Origin of the sequence: Kitasatospora purpeofusca (assembly GCF_036010405.1) — a bacterium.
Lineage (GTDB): Bacteria > Actinomycetota > Actinomycetes > Streptomycetales > Streptomycetaceae > Kitasatospora > Kitasatospora purpeofusca.
In genome coordinates, this window is record NZ_CP108561.1 from 5,431,465 (window position 1) to 5,449,377 (window position 17,913).

1 protein-coding gene (only partly in view) is annotated in these 17,913 nt (G+C 73.5%); it reads left to right on the top strand.

The window, feature by feature from the left end; genetic code table 11:
* Positions 1-17,913, top strand: the 5' portion of a protein-coding gene (locus OG715_RS24045) for a non-ribosomal peptide synthase/polyketide synthase (protein ID WP_266270944.1). The gene runs 9,780 nt beyond the window's last position; 17,913 of the gene's 27,693 nt are visible here — the first part of the coding sequence; its start codon is at positions 1-3; its stop codon lies beyond the right edge, outside the window.

Here is a 17,913-nt window from a genome sequence, read left to right on the forward strand (position 1 = left end):
ATGAGCACCGGCGACAAGCGGTCGACCGAGCAGGACGTGGCACAGCGGCGCGAGGAGCTGCTGCGGCGCCGGCTGGCCGGCAAGCGAGGGGGTCGCCGGTCCGTCATCACCCGGGCCGACCGGGAGCAGGCGCTGCCGCTGTCCTTCGGCCAGCAGCAGATGTGGTTCCTCAACCGCCTGGAGCCGGACAGCGCCGAGTACCTGGTGCCGCTGGTGCTGCGCCTGACCGGCGCCCTCGACCGCGAGGCGCTCGGCGCCGCCTGGACCGGGATCGTCGCCCGGCACGAGATCCTGCGCACCCGCTACACGCTGGTGGGCGAGGAGCCGGTCCAGGTGGTCGAGGAGCCCCGCCCGGCGCCGCTGCCGGTCACCGACCTGACCGCCGTCCCGGCCGCCGAGCGCGAGCAGAGCGCCCGCGCGGCGGCCGAGACCGAGATCGCCACCCCGTTCGACCTGGAGCGGGAGCTCTCCGCCCGGGCCCGGCTGATCGCCCTCGCCGAGGACGAGCACCTGCTGGTGGTCACCTTCCACCACATCGCCTGCGACGCCTGGTCGGTCGGCCTGTTCGCCGAGGAGCTCGGCACCCTCTACGCCGCGTTCGCGGCCGGGCAGGCCGACCCGTTGGCGCCGCTGCCGGTCCAGTACGCCGACTTCGCCGCCTGGCAGCGCCGCGAGGTCACCGGCGAGGCCCTGGACCGCCAGCTCGGCCACTGGCGCGAGCGGCTGGCCGGCGTGCCCGTGCTCGACCTGCCCACCGACCGGCCGCGCCCGGCCCGCCGCGACCCGGCCGGTGACGCCGTCTCCTTCGCCGTCCCCGCCGACACCGCCCGCCGCGCCCTCGCGCTCGCCACCGCCCACGACACCACCCGCTTCACCGTGCTGCTCACCGCCTTCCAGGGCCTGCTGGCCCGCTGGACCGGCGGCAGCGACATCCCGGTCGGCGTCACCGTCTCCGGCCGCGCCCGGCCCGAGCTGCAGCCGCTGATCGGCTACGGCATCAACGTCGTCGTCGCCCGCCTCGGCTGGACCGGCGACCCGGCCTTCGGGGACCTCCTGGACGCCGGCCGCGCCACCGTGCTGGACGCCTTCGCCCACCAGTCGGTGCCCTTCGCCCGCCTCGTCGACGAGCTGCAGCCGGAGCGCGACGCCTCCCGCACCCCGCTCTACCAGGCAGACTTCATCCTCCGTGAGCACCAGGCACCCGCCTTCGAGCTGCCCGGACTGAGCGTCCGCGCCGAGACCGCCGACCGCATCGCCAAGACCGACCTGACCCTCGACATCGAGGACTCCCGGGACGGCGCGCTGCACGCCCGGCTGCGCTACGCCACCGCCCTGTTCGACCGGGAGACCGTCGAGCGGATGGCCGCCCACTACGTCCGGCTGCTGGACGCCGCCACCGCCGACCCGGCCGCCCGGCTGTCCGCCCTGCCGATGCTCGACGAGGCCGAGCAGGCACAGGAGCAGGCACAGGCGCAGGCGCTGACCGGCCCCGAGGAGCCGTTCGACGAGAGCGCCGCCGCCACCGTGCCCGCGCTCTTCGCCGAGCAGGCCCGCCGCACCCCCGACGCGCCCGCCGTCCTGTTCCGGGACACCGCGCTCGACTACCGGGAGCTCGACGAGCGCTCCAACCGCCTCGCCCGGCTGCTGATCGGCCGCGGCGTCGGCCCCGAGCAGCTGGTCGCCCTCGCCCTGCCGCGCTCCGCCGAGCTGGTCGTCGCCGTGCTCGCCGTGCTCAAGTCCGGCGCCGCCTACCTGCCGATCGACCCGGCCCACCCGGCCGACCGGATCGCCTTCCAGCTCGCCGACGCCCGCCCGGCCCTCGCCCTGACCGCCGCCGACACCGACGGCCTGCTCACCGACCCGGCCCTCGCCCGGATCGTCCTCGGCACCGACGCCACCGCCGGGGCGCTCGCCGCGCAGCCCGCCACCGCCCCCGCCGACGCGGAGCGCACCGCGCCGCTGCTGCCCGCCCACCCCGCCTACGCCATCTACACCTCCGGCTCCACCGGCCGCCCCAAGGGCGTCCTGGTCGGCCACGGCGCCCTCGCCAACCAGATGACCTGGATGGCCGCCGAGTTCCCGCTCACCGCCGACGACCGGGTGCTGTCCCGCACCGCGCTGACCTTCGACGCCTCGGTGTGGGAGCTGTGGCTGCCCCTGCTGACCGGCGCCGCCGTCCGCGTCGCCCCCGCCGAGGTGCTGCGCGACCCCGAGCTGCTGCTCGCCCACATCGCCGACCACGGCGTGACCGTCGCCCAGTTCGTGCCCTCGCTGCTCGCCGTCGCCGTCGCCGCCCGCGCCCACCGCCCGGGCGCGCCGCTGCCGCTGCGCCGGGTGTTCGTGGGCGGCGAGCCGATCGCCCCCGCGCTCGCCGCCGAGGTCGCCGCCGCCTGGGGCGTGCGGATCCACAACCTGTACGGCCCGACCGAGACCACCGTCCAGATCACCACCCACGCCTTCGACCCGGCCGCCGACACCGCGACCGTGCCGCTCGGCAGCCCGGTCCGCAACACCCGGCTGCACGTGCTCGACGCCGCCCTGCGCCCGGTCCCGGCCGGCGCGACCGGCGAGCTGTACGTCGCCGGCCACCAGCTCGCCCGCGGCTACCTGCGCCGCCCGGAGCTGACCGCCGAGCGCTTCCTGCCGAACCCGTTCGGCGCCGCCGGCGAGCGGCTCTACCGCACCGGCGACCTGGTGCGCCGCCGCCGGGACGGCCGGCTGGAGTACGTCGGCCGCACCGACGAGCAGGTCAAGGTGCGCGGCTACCGGATCGAGCCCGGTGAGATCGAGGCCGCCGTCACCGGCTGCCCCGGCGTCCGCCAGGCCGCCGTCCTCGTCCGCGAGGACCGCCCCGGGGACCGCACGATCGTCGCCTACGCGGTGGCCGAGCCCGGCGCCCGGATCGACGCCCGCGAGGTGCGTGAGCTGGTCGCCGCCCGGCTGCCCGAGTACATGGTCCCGTCGGCGGTCGTCGCGCTGGACGCGCTGCCGCTGACCCCCAACGGCAAGCTCGACCGGCGGGCCCTGCCCGCGCCGGGCGCCGAGGACCTCGCGGCCCGCCGCTACGTCGACCCGCGCACGGAGACCGAGCAGCGGATCGCCCGGGTGTGGGCCGAGGTGCTCGGCCTGCCGCAGGTCGGCGCCGAGGACGGCTTCTTCGACCTCGGCGGCGACTCCATCCGCGCCGTCCGCCTGGCCGGCGCGCTGCGCGAGGCTGGGTACGAGGTCGCCGTCCGCGACCTGTTCGAGTACCGCACGGTCGCCGCGCTGGCCGCCGCCGTCGCCGACCGGGGCACCCCCGCTCCCGTCGCCGCCGCGGTCGCGCCGTTCGCGCTGATCGACGCCGCGGACCGGGCGCTGCTGCCGGCCGACGCCGTGGACGCCTACCCGCTGTCGCAGGTGCAGACCGGCATGCTGGTCGAGATGCTGACCGGCGAGGGCGGCAACGCCTACCGCAACATCAGCTCCTACCGGATCCCCGACCCGCGGCCGTTCTCCGAGGAGGCGCTGCGTGCGGCCGTCGCGCTGCTCACCGGCCGCCACGAGATCCTGCGCACCTCCGTCCACCTGGAGGGCTTCGGCCGCCCGCTGCAGCTGGTGCGCGCGCGGGCCGAGGTGCCGGTCGCGGTGAGCGACGTGCGCGCCCTGTCGGCCGAGCAGCAGGAGCGGCTCGCCGAGGACTTCGGCCGCGAGGAGCGCGGCGCCTGGTTCGAGCTGACCGCCGCGCCGCTGCTGCGGATCGCCGTGCACGTCGAGTCCGACGACGCCTGGCGGCTCACCTTCAGCCACTCGCACGCCGTGACCGACGGCTGGACCGTCAACTCGCTGCTGGCGGAGCTGCTGGACTGCTACCGCGCGCTGCGCGACGGCCGGGAGCCGGCGGCGGCCGAGACGCCCGCCGTCCGCTACGCCGACTTCGTCGCCGCCGAGCTGGACGCGCTGGCCGACCCGGCCGAGCAGGCGTACTGGGCCGGGGTCGTGGGCACCCACGCGCCGGTCTCCGTCCCCGCCTCCTGGGCGGCGGCCGGTGGTCCGGAGGACGCCGAGCCGCTGCACGTCCGCGTCCCGTACGGCGACCTGGCGGACGGGCTGCGCACCCTCGCGGCCGAGTCCGGCGCCTCGCTGAAGACCGTGCTGCTGGCCGCCCACCTCAAGGTGCTGGCCACGCTGTCCACCGAGGAGGCCGTCCACACCGGCGTCGTCCACCACGGCCGCCTGGAGGCGGTCGGCGCCGACCGGGTGCTCGGCATGCACCTCAACACCCTGCCGTTCCCCGCCCGTCCGGGCGCCGCCCGCACCTGGCGCGAGCTGGTCGAGGGCGTGTTCGCCCAGGAGACCGAGACCTGGTCGCACCGCCACTACCCGCTGCCCGCGATCCAGCGCGCCGCCGGTGCCGGCGGGGAGCTGCTGCCGGTGCTGTTCGACCACCAGGACTTCCACCAGGTCGACCGCGACACCACCGAGGTCGACGGCGGACTGCGCGACGGCGGCAACGAGTTCGAGCTCACCGCGATCTCCCGCGGCGGCGGCATCGACCTCAGCACCACGACCGCCGTGGTGAGCCGGGAGAACCTGGCGCGCCTCGGCTCGATGTACCGCGCCGTGCTGGCCGCGATGGCCGCCGGCGGGGAGGGGAACGCCCGGGGCGCCGTCCTGCCCGAGGGCGAGCGCGAACTGCTGCTGGGCGCCTGGAACGCGCCGGTCGAGCAGCCGGTGACGGAGACCGTGCACGAGCTGTTCGCGGCCGTCGCCGCCGCCACCCCCGAGGCCGTGGCCCTCACCGCGGACGGGCGGGCCGTCACCTACCGGGAGCTGGACGAGCGGGCCAACCGGATCGCCCACCACCTGGTCGCCGCCGGTGCCGGTCCGGACGTGATCGTCGGCATCTGCCTGGAGCGCGGCGCGGACCTGCTGCCGACCCTGCTGGGTGTGCTGAAGTCCGGTGCGGCGTACCTGCCGCTGGACCCGGTGAACCCGGCCGAGCGCCTCGCCTACATGCTGGCCGACGCCCAGGCGCCGATCCTGGTCACCCACTCCGCCGTCGCCGCGGCGGAGTTCACGGGCACCCGGATCGTCCTGGACCGCGACGCCGAGGCGATCGCGGCCCGTCCGGCCACCGCCCCCGTGACGGAGACCGGGCCGGACAACCTGATCTACGTCATTTACACCTCCGGCTCCACCGGTCTGCCCAAGGGCGTCTGCCTCACCCACGCCAACGTCGTCCGCCTCTTCAGCTCCGCCCGCGACCGGTTCGCCTTCGCGGCCGACGACGTCTGGACCCTCTTCCACTCCTACGCCTTCGACTGGTCCGTCTGGGAGATGTGGGGCGCCCTGCTGCACGGCGGCCGCCTGGTTGTCGTCCCGCCCTCGGTCGGCCGCTCCCCGCAGGACCTGCTCGACCTGCTGGTCCGCGAGCGGGTCACCGTGCTCGGCCAGACCCCGTCCGCCTTCCGCGCGCTCGCCGCCCTCGCCGCCGACGGCGACCCCCGGACCGACGAACTCGCCCTGCACACCGTCATCTTCGGCGGCGAGCGGCTCGACATGTCCGAACTCCGGCCCTGGACGGACCGCCTCGGCGCCCGCCGCCCCGCGCTGATCAACATGTACGGGATCACCGAGACCACCGTCCACTCCACCTACCACCGGGTGACCGAGGACGACCTCGCCCGCCCCGCGCACAGCCCCATCGGCGTCCCGCTCGCCGACCTCACCGTCCACCTGCTCGACGCGGACGGGCAGTTGGTGCCGGTCGGCGTCCCCGGCGAGATCCACGTCGGCGGCCCGGCCGCCGCCCGCGGCTACCTCGACCGCCCCGAGCTGACCGCCGAGCGTTTCGTCCCCGACCCGTACGGCCCGGCCGGCTCCCGCCTCTACCGCAGCGGCGACCTCGCCGTCCGCCTGGCCGACGGCACCATGGAGTCCCTCGGCCGGATCGACAAGCAGGTCAAGATCCGCGGCTACCGGATCGAGCTGGGCGAGATCGAGGCCTGCCTGCGCGAGCACGCGCAGGTCCGCGACGCCGTGGTGGCGGTGCGCGAGGGCGAGGCGGGGGAGAAGACCCTCGCCGCCTACCTGGTCGTCGCCCCCGGGGCCGCCCTGGACGCGGCGGAGCTGCGCACCCACCTGGGTGCCGCGCTGCCGGAGTACATGGTCCCTGCGGCCTTCGTCGAGCTGGCCGCCGTCCCGCTGACCGCCAACGGCAAGGTCGACCTGCGCGCCCTGCCGGCGCCGGACCTGGCCGCGTTCGCGAGTGCGGCGTTCGTCGCCCCGCGTACCCCGGCGGAGGAGCGGCTCGCCGCGGTGTGGGCCGAGGTGCTGGGCCTGGCCGAGGTCGGTGTCGAGGACAGCTTCTTCGACCTCGGCGGCGACTCCATCCGCGCCGTGCGGCTCGTCGGCGCCCTGCGCGCCGCCGGCTTCGACCTCTCGATCCCGGACGTCTTCCAGCTGAAGACCGTCGCCGCCCTGGCGGCCCGGGTGGCCGGTCAGGAGACGGGTGAATCGCTGATCCGCACCGTCGAGCCGTTCGCGCTGATCGGCGAGCGGGACCGGGCCGCCCTCCCGGCGGGTGTCGTGGACGCGTACCCGCTGTCGCAGGTGCAGACCGGCATGCTGGTCGAGATGCTGGCCTCCGGCGACGAGCACGTCTACCAGAACATCAACTCCTTCCGGATCCCGGACGCGCAGCCGTTCTCGGTCGAGGCCCTGCGCGAGGCGCTCGCCACCGTCGTCGCGCGCCACGACATCCTGCGCACCTCGATGCACCTGGACGGCTTCAGCCAGCCGCTCCAGCTCGTCCACGCCCGGGTCGACGTGCCGCTCGCCGTGCACGACCTGCGCGGCCTGTCCGCCGAGGAGCAGACCGGGCGCGCGACGGCGTACGTCGCCGCCGAGCGGGCGGCGGGCTTCGAGCTGGCTTCCGCGCCGCTGCTGCGCGTCGCCGTGCACGTCGAGGCCGACGACGCCTGGCGGATGACGTTCAGTCACATCCATGCCATCACCGAGGGGTGGAGCTACCACACCCTGCTGATGGAGGTCCTGGCCTGCTACCGCGGCCTGGTCGAGGGCCGCGGCCTGCCCGCCTACGAGGCCCCCGCCGTCCGGTACGCCGACTTCATCGCCGCCGAGCTCGCCTCGCTGGCCGACGCCGACGACCAGGCGTTCTGGCAGGACGTGGTGACCACCCACGCCCCGACCGCACTCCCCGCCTCCTGGGCGGAGCAGGGCGCCACCCGCGAGAAGGTGCACGTCCGGGTGCCGTACGGCGACCTGGAGGAGGGCCTGCGGGCGCTGGCGGCCTCGGCGAGGACCTCGCTGAAGAGTGTGCTGCTGGCGGCGCACCTGAAGGTGCTGGGCACGCTGACGGTGGAGGAGTCCTTCCACACGGGTGTCGTCTACCACGGCCGTCTGGAGGCGCCGGGCGCCGACCGGGTGCTCGGCATGCACCTCAACACCCTGCCGTTCCCGACGAGTCGGGGCTCGGCCCGTACGTGGCGTGAGCTGGTGGAGGGGGTGTACCGGCAGGAGACCGAGATCTGGGCCCACCGCCGCTACCCGCTGCCCGCCATCCAGCGTGCCGCCGGCGCCTCGGGCGACCTGCTCGGCATCCTGTTCGAGTACCTGGACTTCCACCAGGTCGACACCGACGCGATCGACGCCACCGCCACCATGGGCACCGGCGGCAACGAGTTCGGTCTCAACGCCATTGCCCGGGGCGGGAACCTGGGGCTGAGCAGCTCGACCGACGTGGTCGGGCAGGCGAACCTGGAGCGGCTGGGCGGGATGTACCGCTCGGTGCTGGAGGCCATGGCGGCGGACCCGGACGGGGATGCCGGTGCGGTGTTCCTGTCGGACGCGGAGCTTTCGCTGCTGGCTGGTTGGGCTTCGGGTGGCGCTGCGGAGCGGCCGGCGGGCACGGTGCTGGACCTCTTCGAGGCGCAGGCCGTCGCGACGCCGGACGCTGTCGCAGTCGTCGTGGGTGACGTCGAGCTCTCCTACCGTGCGGTGGAGGAGCGGGCGAACCAGGTGGCGCACCACCTGCTTTCGGCCGGTGCGGTCGCGGACTCGCTGGTGGGGGTCTGCCTGGAGCGCGGCCCCGAGCTGGTGCCCGTCCTGCTCGGTATCTGGAAGGCCGGTGCGGCGTACCTGCCGCTGGACCCGACCCTGCCCGCCGAGCGTCTCGCCTACATCCTCGCCGACACGGCGGCCCCGGTCCTGGTCACCAGTACCGCCCACACCGCCACGCTCTCGGCCGTGCACCAGGGCACCCTTGTCGTCCTGGACACCGACCGCCGCCTCAACCGCCGCCCCACCACGGCTCCGGCGCGTTCTACGGACCCGGCGCAGCTCGCCTACGTGATCTACACGTCGGGCTCCACCGGCCGCCCCAAGGGTGTGATGATCCACCACGCCGGTCTCGCCAACTACCTGGTCTGGACGGTGGACACCTACGCCTCCCACGGCACCGGCGGCGCACCGCTGTTCTCCTCCATCTCCTTCGACCTCGGCATCCCCGACCTGTTCACGCCGCTGATCTGCGGCCAGGCGGTCACCCTGCTCCCCGACGGCATCGACACGGCGTCGCTCGGTTCGGCGCTCGCCGAGGCGGGTCCGTTCAGCTTCGTGAAGCTCACCCCCGGCCACCTCGACCTCCTCACCCACCAGCTGTCCGCCGAGCAGGCCCGCACCCTCGCGGGCGTCGTCATCGCCGCCGGAGACAACTTCCCGGTGAGCTTGGCCGAGCGCTGGCAGCAGCTCGCCGGCGTCGACGGCACCAAGGTCGCCACCGAGTACGGGCCCACCGAGATCACCATCGGCAACTCCGGTCTGATCATCGACACCCTGCCCGTGACCGAGGCGATCCCGCTCGGTGCCCCGATCCCCAACACCGGCATGTACGTCCTCACCGAGGACCTGCGGCCGACCCCGATCGGCGTCCCCGGAGAGGTCTACATCGACGGCGCCGGCCTGGCGCGCGGCTACCTCGGCCGCCCCGACCTCACCGCCGAGAAGTTCCTGCCCAACCCGCACGGCCCCGCCGGATCCCGCCTCTACCGCACGGGTGACCTGGCGCGGTTCCTGCCGGACGGGACCCTGGAGACCCTCGGCCGCATCGACAACCAGGTCAAGATTCGCGGCTACCGCATCGAGCTCGGCGAGATCGAGGCCCGCCTGCGCGAACACCCCCACGTCCGCGACGCCGTGGTCAGCGTCCGCGAGCCGCAGCCGGGCAACAAGCGCCTCACCGCCTACCTCGTCCCGGCCGAGGCCGCGACCCCCGACACCGCCGCCCTGCGCGCGTACCTCGGGGCCGCCCTGCCCGACTACATGGTCCCCGCGGCCTACCAGCTGATCGACCGCATCCCCCTCACCGGCAACGGCAAGGTCGACCACCGGGCCCTGCCCGCGCCCGACCTGGCCGCCTTCGCCACCGAGGAGTACCTCGCCCCGCGCACGCCGCTGGAGGAGCGCCTCGCCGCCGTCTGGTGCGAGGTCCTGGACCTGCCGCAGGTGGGTGTCGAGGACAGCTTCTTCGACCTCGGCGGCGACTCCATCCGCGCCGTCCGCCTGGTCGGCGCCCTGCGCGCCACCGGCTTCGACGTCTCGATCCCCGACGTGTTCCAGAACCGCACCGTCGCCGCCCTCGCCGAGCTGCTGGGCACCCGCGACCTCGGCCACTCGCTGGTCGCGGCCGTGGAGCCGTTCGCGCTCGTCACCGAGCAGGACCGCGCTTCCCTCCCGGCCGACGCCGTGGACGCGTACCCGCTGTCGCAGGTGCAGACCGGCATGCTGGTCGAGATGCTGGCCGGCGACGGCCGGAACACCTACCGGAACATCACCTCCTTCCGGATCCCGGACCCGCGGCCCTTCGACGCCGAGGCCATGCGCACGGCCGTGGACACGGTCGTCGCCCGGCACGAGGTGCTGCGGACGACCATGCACCTGGACGGTTTCTCGCAGCCGCTCCAGCTGGTCCGCGCCGCCGTCGCCGTCCCCGTGCAGGTCGCCGACCTGCGGGGGCTGGAGGCGGCGGAGCAGACGCGGCAGACCCTGGCCTGGGTCGAGGAGGACCGCGCGACCGGGGTCGACCTCGCCGAGGGGCCGCTGCTGCGGCTGGCCGTGCACATCGAGGCCGACGACGCGTGGCGGCTCACCTTCAGCCACCTGCACGCGATCACCGACGGCTGGACGGTCAACTCGCTGCTGATGGAGCTGGTCGGCGTCTACCGCGAGCTGTGCGACGGCCGCGAGCCGGCCGCGTTCGTGGCGCCCGCCGTCCGGTACGCCGACTTCGTGGCGGCCGAGCTGGCCGCTCTCGCCGACCCCGCCGAACAGGCGTTCTGGCAGGGCGTCGTGGACACCCACAGCCCGCTCGTGCTGCCGACCGGCTGGGCGGACGAGTCCGCCGGGGCCACCGAGCGGCACGGCCTGCGGGTCCCGTTCGCGGACCTGGAGGACGGCCTGCGCAAGCTGGCCGTCGAGGCGAAGACCTCGATGAAGAGCGTGCTGCTCGCCGCGCACCTGAAGGTGCTGGGCGCGCTCACGGCCGAGGAGTCCTTCCACACGGGCGTGGTCTACCACGGCCGGCTGGAGGCCCCCGGCGCCGACCGGGTGCTCGGCATGCACCTCAACACCCTGCCGTTCCCCGCCACCCGCGGCGCCCGGACCTGGCACGAGCTGGTGGAGGGGGTGTACCGGCAGGAGACCGAGATCTGGTCGCACCGGCGTTACCCGCTGCCCGCGATCCAGCGCGCCGCCGGTGTCGGCGGCACCCTGCTCTCGGTGCTGTTCGACCACCAGAACTTCCACCAGGTCGACGCCGATTCCGTGGACGTCGAGGCGACCATGGGCGAGGGCGCGAACGAGTTCGAGCTCGTGGCCATCGCGAGCGGCGGCGCGTTCAGCCTCAGCTGCGCGGCCACCGTCTTCGCGGCGGAGAACCTGGCCCGGCTCGGGGCGATGTACCGCTCGGTGCTGGAGGCGATGGCGGCGGACCCGTTCGGTGACGCCACCGGCGCTGTTCTGCCGGAGGCGGACCGCGCGCTGCTGCTGGGCACCTGGAACGCGCCGGTCGAGCGGCCGGTGACGGAGACCGTGCACGAGCTGTTCGCGGCCGTCGCCGCTGTCTCTCCGGAGGCGGTGGCGCTGACCAGCGACGGGCTGCACCTGAGCTACCGGGAGCTGGACGAGCGGGCCAACCGCATCGCCCACCACCTGGTGGCGGCCGGTGCCGGTCCGGACGTGATCGTCGGTGTCTCGCTGGAGCGCGGCCCCGACCTGATTCCGACGCTGCTGGGTGTGCTGAAGTCCGGTGCGGCCTATCTGCCGCTGGACCCGGTGAACCCGGCCGAGCGCCTCGCCTACATGCTGGCCGACGCCCAGGCCCCGATCCTGGTCACCCACTCCGCCCTGCCGGAGCTGGACTTCGACGGCACCCGGGTCGTGCTGGACCGCGACGCCGAGGCGATCGCGGCCCGTCCGGCCACCGCGCCCGTGACCGATGTGCGCCCGGACAACCTGATCTACGTCATCTACACCTCCGGCTCCACCGGTCTGCCCAAGGGCGTCTGCCTCACCCACGCCAACGTGGCCCGACTGTTCACCGCGACGCGCGAGCAGATCGAGTTCTCGGCCGACGACGTGTGGGCGCTGTTCCACTCCTACGCCTTCGACGTCTCCGTCTGGGAGATGTGGGGCGCCCTGCTGCACGGCGCCCGGCTCGTGGTCGTCCCGCCGACGGTCGGCCGCTCCCCGCAGGACATGCTGGACCTGCTGGTCCGCGAGCGGGTCAGCGTGCTGTGCCAGACCCCGTCCGCCTTCCGCTCGCTGGCCGCCCTGGCCGGCGACGCAGGGGCGGCGGTGGACGGGCTCGCCCTGCGCGCCGTGATCTTCGCCGGCGAGCGGCTCGACATGTCCGAACTGGAGCCGTGGACCGCCCGGTTCGGCGTGCACCGCCCGGCCCTGGTCAACATGTACGGCCCGACCGAGATCACCGTCTACGCGACCCACCACCGGATCGGCGACCACGACCTGGCCCACCCCGGCCGCAGCGTCATCGGCCACCGCCTGTCCGACCTCACCATCCACCTCCTCGACGCGGACGGGCAGTTGGTGCCGGTCGGCGTCCCCGGCGAGATGCACATCGGCGGCCCCGGACTCGCCCAGGGCTACCTGCGCCGGGCCGAGCTGACGGCGGAGAAGTTCGTCCCGAACCCCTTCGGCGCGGCGGGCACCCGCCTCTACCGGACCGGCGACCTGGCCCGCTTCCTCCCCGACGGTTCGATCGACTTCCTCGGCCGGATCGACAAGCAGGTCAAGGTCCGCGGCTACCGCATCGAGCTGGGCGAGATCGAGGCCCGACTGCGCGAGCACCCGCTCGTCCGCGACGTCGTCGTGGTGGTGCGCGAGAGCGAGGTGGGCGAGAAGTCCCTGGTCGCGTACGTCGTCCCGGCGGACGGGGCGGTGCTCGACACCGCCGCGCTGCGGACCCACCTGGCGAAGGCCCTGCCGGAGTACATGGTCCCGGCGGCCTTCGTCGAGCTGGCCGCCGTCCCGCTGAACGGCAGCGGCAAGGTGGACCACCGCGCGCTGCCGGCGCCGGACCTGGCCGCGTTCGCGGGTGCGGCGTTCGTCGCCCCGCGCACCCCGGCGGAGGAGCGGCTCGCCGCGGTGTGGGCCGAGGTGCTCGGTCTGCCGCAGGTGGGTGTCGAGGACAGCTTCTTCGACCTCGGTGGCGACTCGATCCGGGCCGTGCGCCTGGTCGGTGCGCTGCGCGCCGCCGGTTTCGATGTCTCGATCCCCGATGTCTTCCAGCTGAAGACCATTGCCGCCCTGGCGGTGCGGGTGGCCGGTCAGGAGGTGACCGGGTCCCTGGTGGAGACGGTCGAGCCGTTCGCGCAGATCGGCGAGCGGGACCGGGCCGCCCTCCCGGCCGACGTGGTCGACGCGTACCCGCTGTCACAGGTGCAGACCGGCATGCTGGTCGAGATGCTGGCCTCGGCGGACGAGCACGTCTACCAGAACATCAACTCCTTCCGGATCCCCGACGCCGAGCCCTTCGACGAGACCGCGATGCGCGCGGCCCTCGCCACCGTCGCGGCCCGCCACGACATCCTGCGCACCTCGATGCACCTGGACGGCTTCAGCCAGCCGCTCCAGCTCGTGCACGCGCAGGTCGAGATCCCGCTCACCGTGCACGACGTGAGCGCGCTCTCGGCGGAGCAGCAGCAGGAACTCGCCTTCGCCTACGTCGACGAGGAGTACGCCGCCGGCTTCGACCTCACGACCGCCCCGCTGCTGCGGATCGCCGTCCACATCGAGGGCGCCGACGCCTGGCGGATGACGTTCAGCCAGATCCACGCCATCACCGAGGGCTGGAGCTATCACACCCTGCTGATGGAGCTCGTCGCCGCCTACCGCAGCCTGCGCGACGGCCAGGAGCCGGCCGCCTACGAGGCGCCCGTCGTCCGGTACGCCGACTTCATCGCCGCCGAGCAGGCCGCCCTGACCGACACGGGTGTGCAGGCGTTCTGGCAGCAGGTCGTCGACACCCACAGCCCGGCCCGGATCCCGGCGAGCTGGGCGGCGACGGACGAGGCCGCGGCGCGCGAGACCTTCCACACCCGGGCGCCCTTCGCGGACCTGGAGGAGGGCCTGCAGCGGCTCGCCGCCTCGGCGAAGACGTCGCTCAAGAGCGTCTTCCTCGCCGCGCACCTGAAGGTGCTGGGCATGCTGACGGTGGAGGAGTCCTTCCACACGGGTGTCGTCTACCACGGCCGTCTGGAGGCGCCGGGGGCGGACCGGGTGCTGGGCATGCACCTCAACACGCTGCCGTTCCCGGTCAGTCGGGGTGCCCGTACCTGGCGTGAGCTGGTGGAGGGGGTGTACCGGCAGGAGACCGAGATCTGGGCCCACCGCCGTTACCCGCTGCCCGCGATCCAGCGTGCGGCCGGGAACTCGCGCGAGCTGCTGACCATCCTGTTCGAGTACCTGGACTTCCACCAGGTCGACACCGACACCGTCGACACGTCGGCCAACATGGGCAGTGACGCCAACGAGTTCGGGCTCAACGTCATCGCCCGCAGCGGCCGGATCAACCTGTACAGCACGGGTGCCGTCGTGAGCGGCGAGAACCTGGAGCGGTTGGGGGGGATGTACCGCTCGGTGCTGGAGGCCATGGCGGCGGACCCGGACGGGGACGCCGGTGCGGTGTTCCTGTCGGACGCGGAGCTTTCGCTGCTGGGCGGTTGGGCTTCGGGCGGTCGCGTGGAGCGGCCGGCGGGCACGGTGCTGGACCTCTTCGAGGCGCAGGCCGCCGCGACGCCGGATGCTGTCGCTGTTGTCGCGGGTGGCGTCGAGCTCTCCTACCGTGAGGTGGACGAGCGGGCGAACCAGGTGGCGCACCACCTGCTTTCGGCCGGTGCGGTCGCGGACTCGCTCGTGGGTGTGTGCCTGGAGCGCGGGCCGGAGCTGGTGCCGGTGCTGCTGGGCATCTGGAAGGCGGGGGCGGCGTACCTGCCGCTGGACCCGACGCTTCCCGCCGAGCGCCGCGCGTTCATCCTGGAGGACACCAGGGCGCAGATCCTTGTCACGGACACTGTTGGTTCGTTCGACGGGACGACTCTGCTCGTCGGCGACCTGGCCGGTGGCGAGGTCACGGCTCCGGCGCGTTCGACGGACCCGGCGCAGCTCGCCTACGTCATCTACACCTCCGGCTCCACCGGCCGCCCCAAGGGCGTCATGATCCAGCACTCGGGTCTGGTGAACTACCTGGCCTGGACGGTGGACACCTATGCCTCGCACGGCACCGGTGGTGCCCCGCTGTTCTCGTCGATCTCGTTCGACCTGGGTATTCCGGACCTGTTCACGCCGCTGATCTGCGGCCAGGCGGTCACGCTGCTGCCGGACGGCATCGACACGGCGTCGCTGGGTTCGGCGCTGGCCGAGGCGGGTCCGTTCAGCTTCGTGAAGCTCACCCCCGGCCACCTGGACCTGCTGACCCACCAGCTGTCGGCCGAGCAGGCCCGCGACTTGGCGGGTGTGGTCATCGCCGCCGGTGACAACTTCCCGGTGAGCTTGGCCGAGCGCTGGCAGCAGCTGGCCGGCGCGGACGGCACCAAGGTCGCCACGGAGTACGGCCCGACGGAGATCACGATCGGCAACTCCGGTCTGATCATCGACGCCCTGCCGGTGACCGAGGCGATCCCGCTCGGTGCCCCGATCCCGAACACCGGCATGTACGTCCTCACCAACGACCTGCGGCCCACCCCGATCGGTGTCGCGGGTGAGGTCTACATCGACGGCGCGGGCCTGGCTCGCGGCTACCTCGGCCGCCCGGACCTGACCGCCGAGAAGTTCCTGCCCAACCCGCACGGTCCGGCCAGCTCGCGTCTCTACCGCACGGGTGACCTGGCCCGGTTCCTGCCGGACGGGACGCTGGAGACCCTGGGTCGTATCGACAACCAGGTGAAGGTGCGCGGCTATCGCATCGAGCTGGGCGAGATCGAGGCCCGTCTGCGCGAGCACGCGCAGGTCCGCGACGCCGTCGTGGCCGTCCGTGCCATCGGTTCGGGCGAGAAGTCCCTCGTCGGTTACCTGGTCCTCGCGGACGGCGTCGTGCTGGACACGGCCGCCGTGCGCGAGCACCTCGGTGCCGCGCTGCCTGAGTACATGGTCCCCGCAGCCTTCGTCGAGCTGACCGAGATCCCGCTGACCGCCAACGGCAAGGTGGACCACCGCGCGCTGCCGGCGCCGGACCTGGCCGCGTTCGCCGGTGCGGCGTTCGTCGCTCCGCGCACGCCGCTGGAGGAGCGGCTCGCCGCCGTCTGGTGCGAGGTACTGGGTCTGTCGGAGGTGGGTGTCGAGGACAGCTTCTTCGACCTCGGCGGCGACTCGATCCGGGCCGTGCGCCTGGTCGGTGCCCTGCGTGCCGCCGGTTTCGATGTCTCGATCCCCGACGTCTTCCAGCTGAAGACGATCGCCGCTCTCGCAGGCCGGGTGGCGGGTCAGGAAGTGACCGGGTCCCTGGTGGAGACGGTCGAGCCGTTCGCCCTGATCGGCCAGCGCGACCGGGCGCAGCTGCCGGCGGGTGTCGTGGACGCGTACCCGCTGTCGCAGGTGCAGACCGGCATGCTGGTCGAGATGCTGGCCTCGGCGGACGAGCACGTCTACCAGAACATCAACTCCTTCCGGATCCCGGACGCGCAGCCGTTCTCCGCCGAGGCGATGCGCGAGGCCGTGGACACCGTCGTGGCCCGCCACGACATCCTGCGGACCACCATGCACCTGACCGGCTACGCGCAGCCGCTCCAGCTGGTCCACGGCGAGGTCCGGATCCCGGTCGGCGTTCACGACGTCCGCGGCCTGTCGGCCGAGCAGCAGACCGAGCTCGCCTTCTCCTTCGTGGACCAGGAGCGCGCCGCCGGGTTCGACATCGAGGCCGGACCGCTGCTGCGGCTCTCGGTCCACATCGAGTCGGACGCGGCCTGGAGGATGACGTTCAGTCACATTCACGCCATCACCGAGGGGTGGAGCTACCACACCCTGCTGATGGAGGTCCTGACCTGCTACCGCAGCCTGGTCGAGGGCCGCGGCGTCCCCGCGTACGAGGTGCCGGCGGTTCGCTTCGCCGACTTCGTCGCCGCCGAGCAGGTCTCGCTGAGCAGCGAGTCCGACCAGTCGTTCTGGCTGGACGTGGTGGACACCCACAGCCCGGCCCAACTCCCCGCAGCCTGGGCCGAGTCGGACGCTCCGCGTGAGCTGCTGCACCTCCGCGTCCCGTACCTGGACCTGGAGGACGACCTCCGCCGGCTCGCCGTCGACGCGAAGACCTCGCTGAAGAGTGTGCTGCTGGCGGCGCATCTGAAGGTGCTGGGCATGGTGTCGGGAGAGGAGTCCTTCCACACGGGTGTGGTGTACCACGGCCGTCTGGAGGCTCCGGGTGCGGACCGGGTGCTGGGCATGCACCTCAACACGCTGCCGTTCCCGGTGAGTCGGGGTGCGGCGCGTACGTGGCGTGAGCTGGTGGAGGGGGTGTACCGGCAGGAGACCGAGATCTGGTCGCACCGCCGTTACCCGCTGCCCGCGATCCAGCGTGCGGCCGGGAACTCGCGTGAGCTGCTGACGATCCTGTTCGAGTACCTGGACTTCCACCTGGTCGACACGGCGGCCGTGGACGTCGACGCGACGATGGTCGACGGCACCAACGAGTTCGCGCTCAACGTGGTCATCTCGCGTGGCAGCTTCGGACTCACCAGCGCGACCGACGTGGTCGGTCGGGCGAATCTGGAGCGGTTGGGCGGGATGTACCGCTCGGTGCTGGAGGCCATGGCCGGGGACCCGGACGGGGACGCCGGTGCGGTGTTCCTCGGCGAGGCGGAGCGTTCGCTGCTCGACGGTTGGGCTTCGGGCGGTCGCGTGGAGCGGCCGGCGGGGACGGTGCTGGAGCTGTTCGAGGCGCAGGTCGCCTCGACGCCGGACGCTGTCGCGGTGGTCGCCGGGGGCGCTCGCCTCTCCTACCGTGAGGTGGACGAGCGGGCGAACCAGGTGGCGCGCCACCTGCTTTCGGCCGGTGCGGTCGCGGACTCGCTGGTGGGTGTGTGCCTGGAGCGCGGGCCGGAGCTGGTGCCGGTGCTGCTGGGTATCTGGAAGGCGGGGGCGGCGTACCTGCCGCTGGACCCGACGCTTCCCGCCGAGCGGCGTGCGTTCATCCTGGAGGACACCCGGGCGCAGATCCTCGTCACGGACGCCGCGAGTGCGTTCGACGGGACCACCTTGTTGGTCAACGAGTTGGTCGAGGGACCAACAATCGCCCCCGCCCGTGAGACCGACCCGGCGCAGCTGGCGTACGTGATCTACACGTCGGGCTCCACGGGCCGCCCCAAGGGTGTGATGATCCAGCACGCCGGTCTGGCCAAC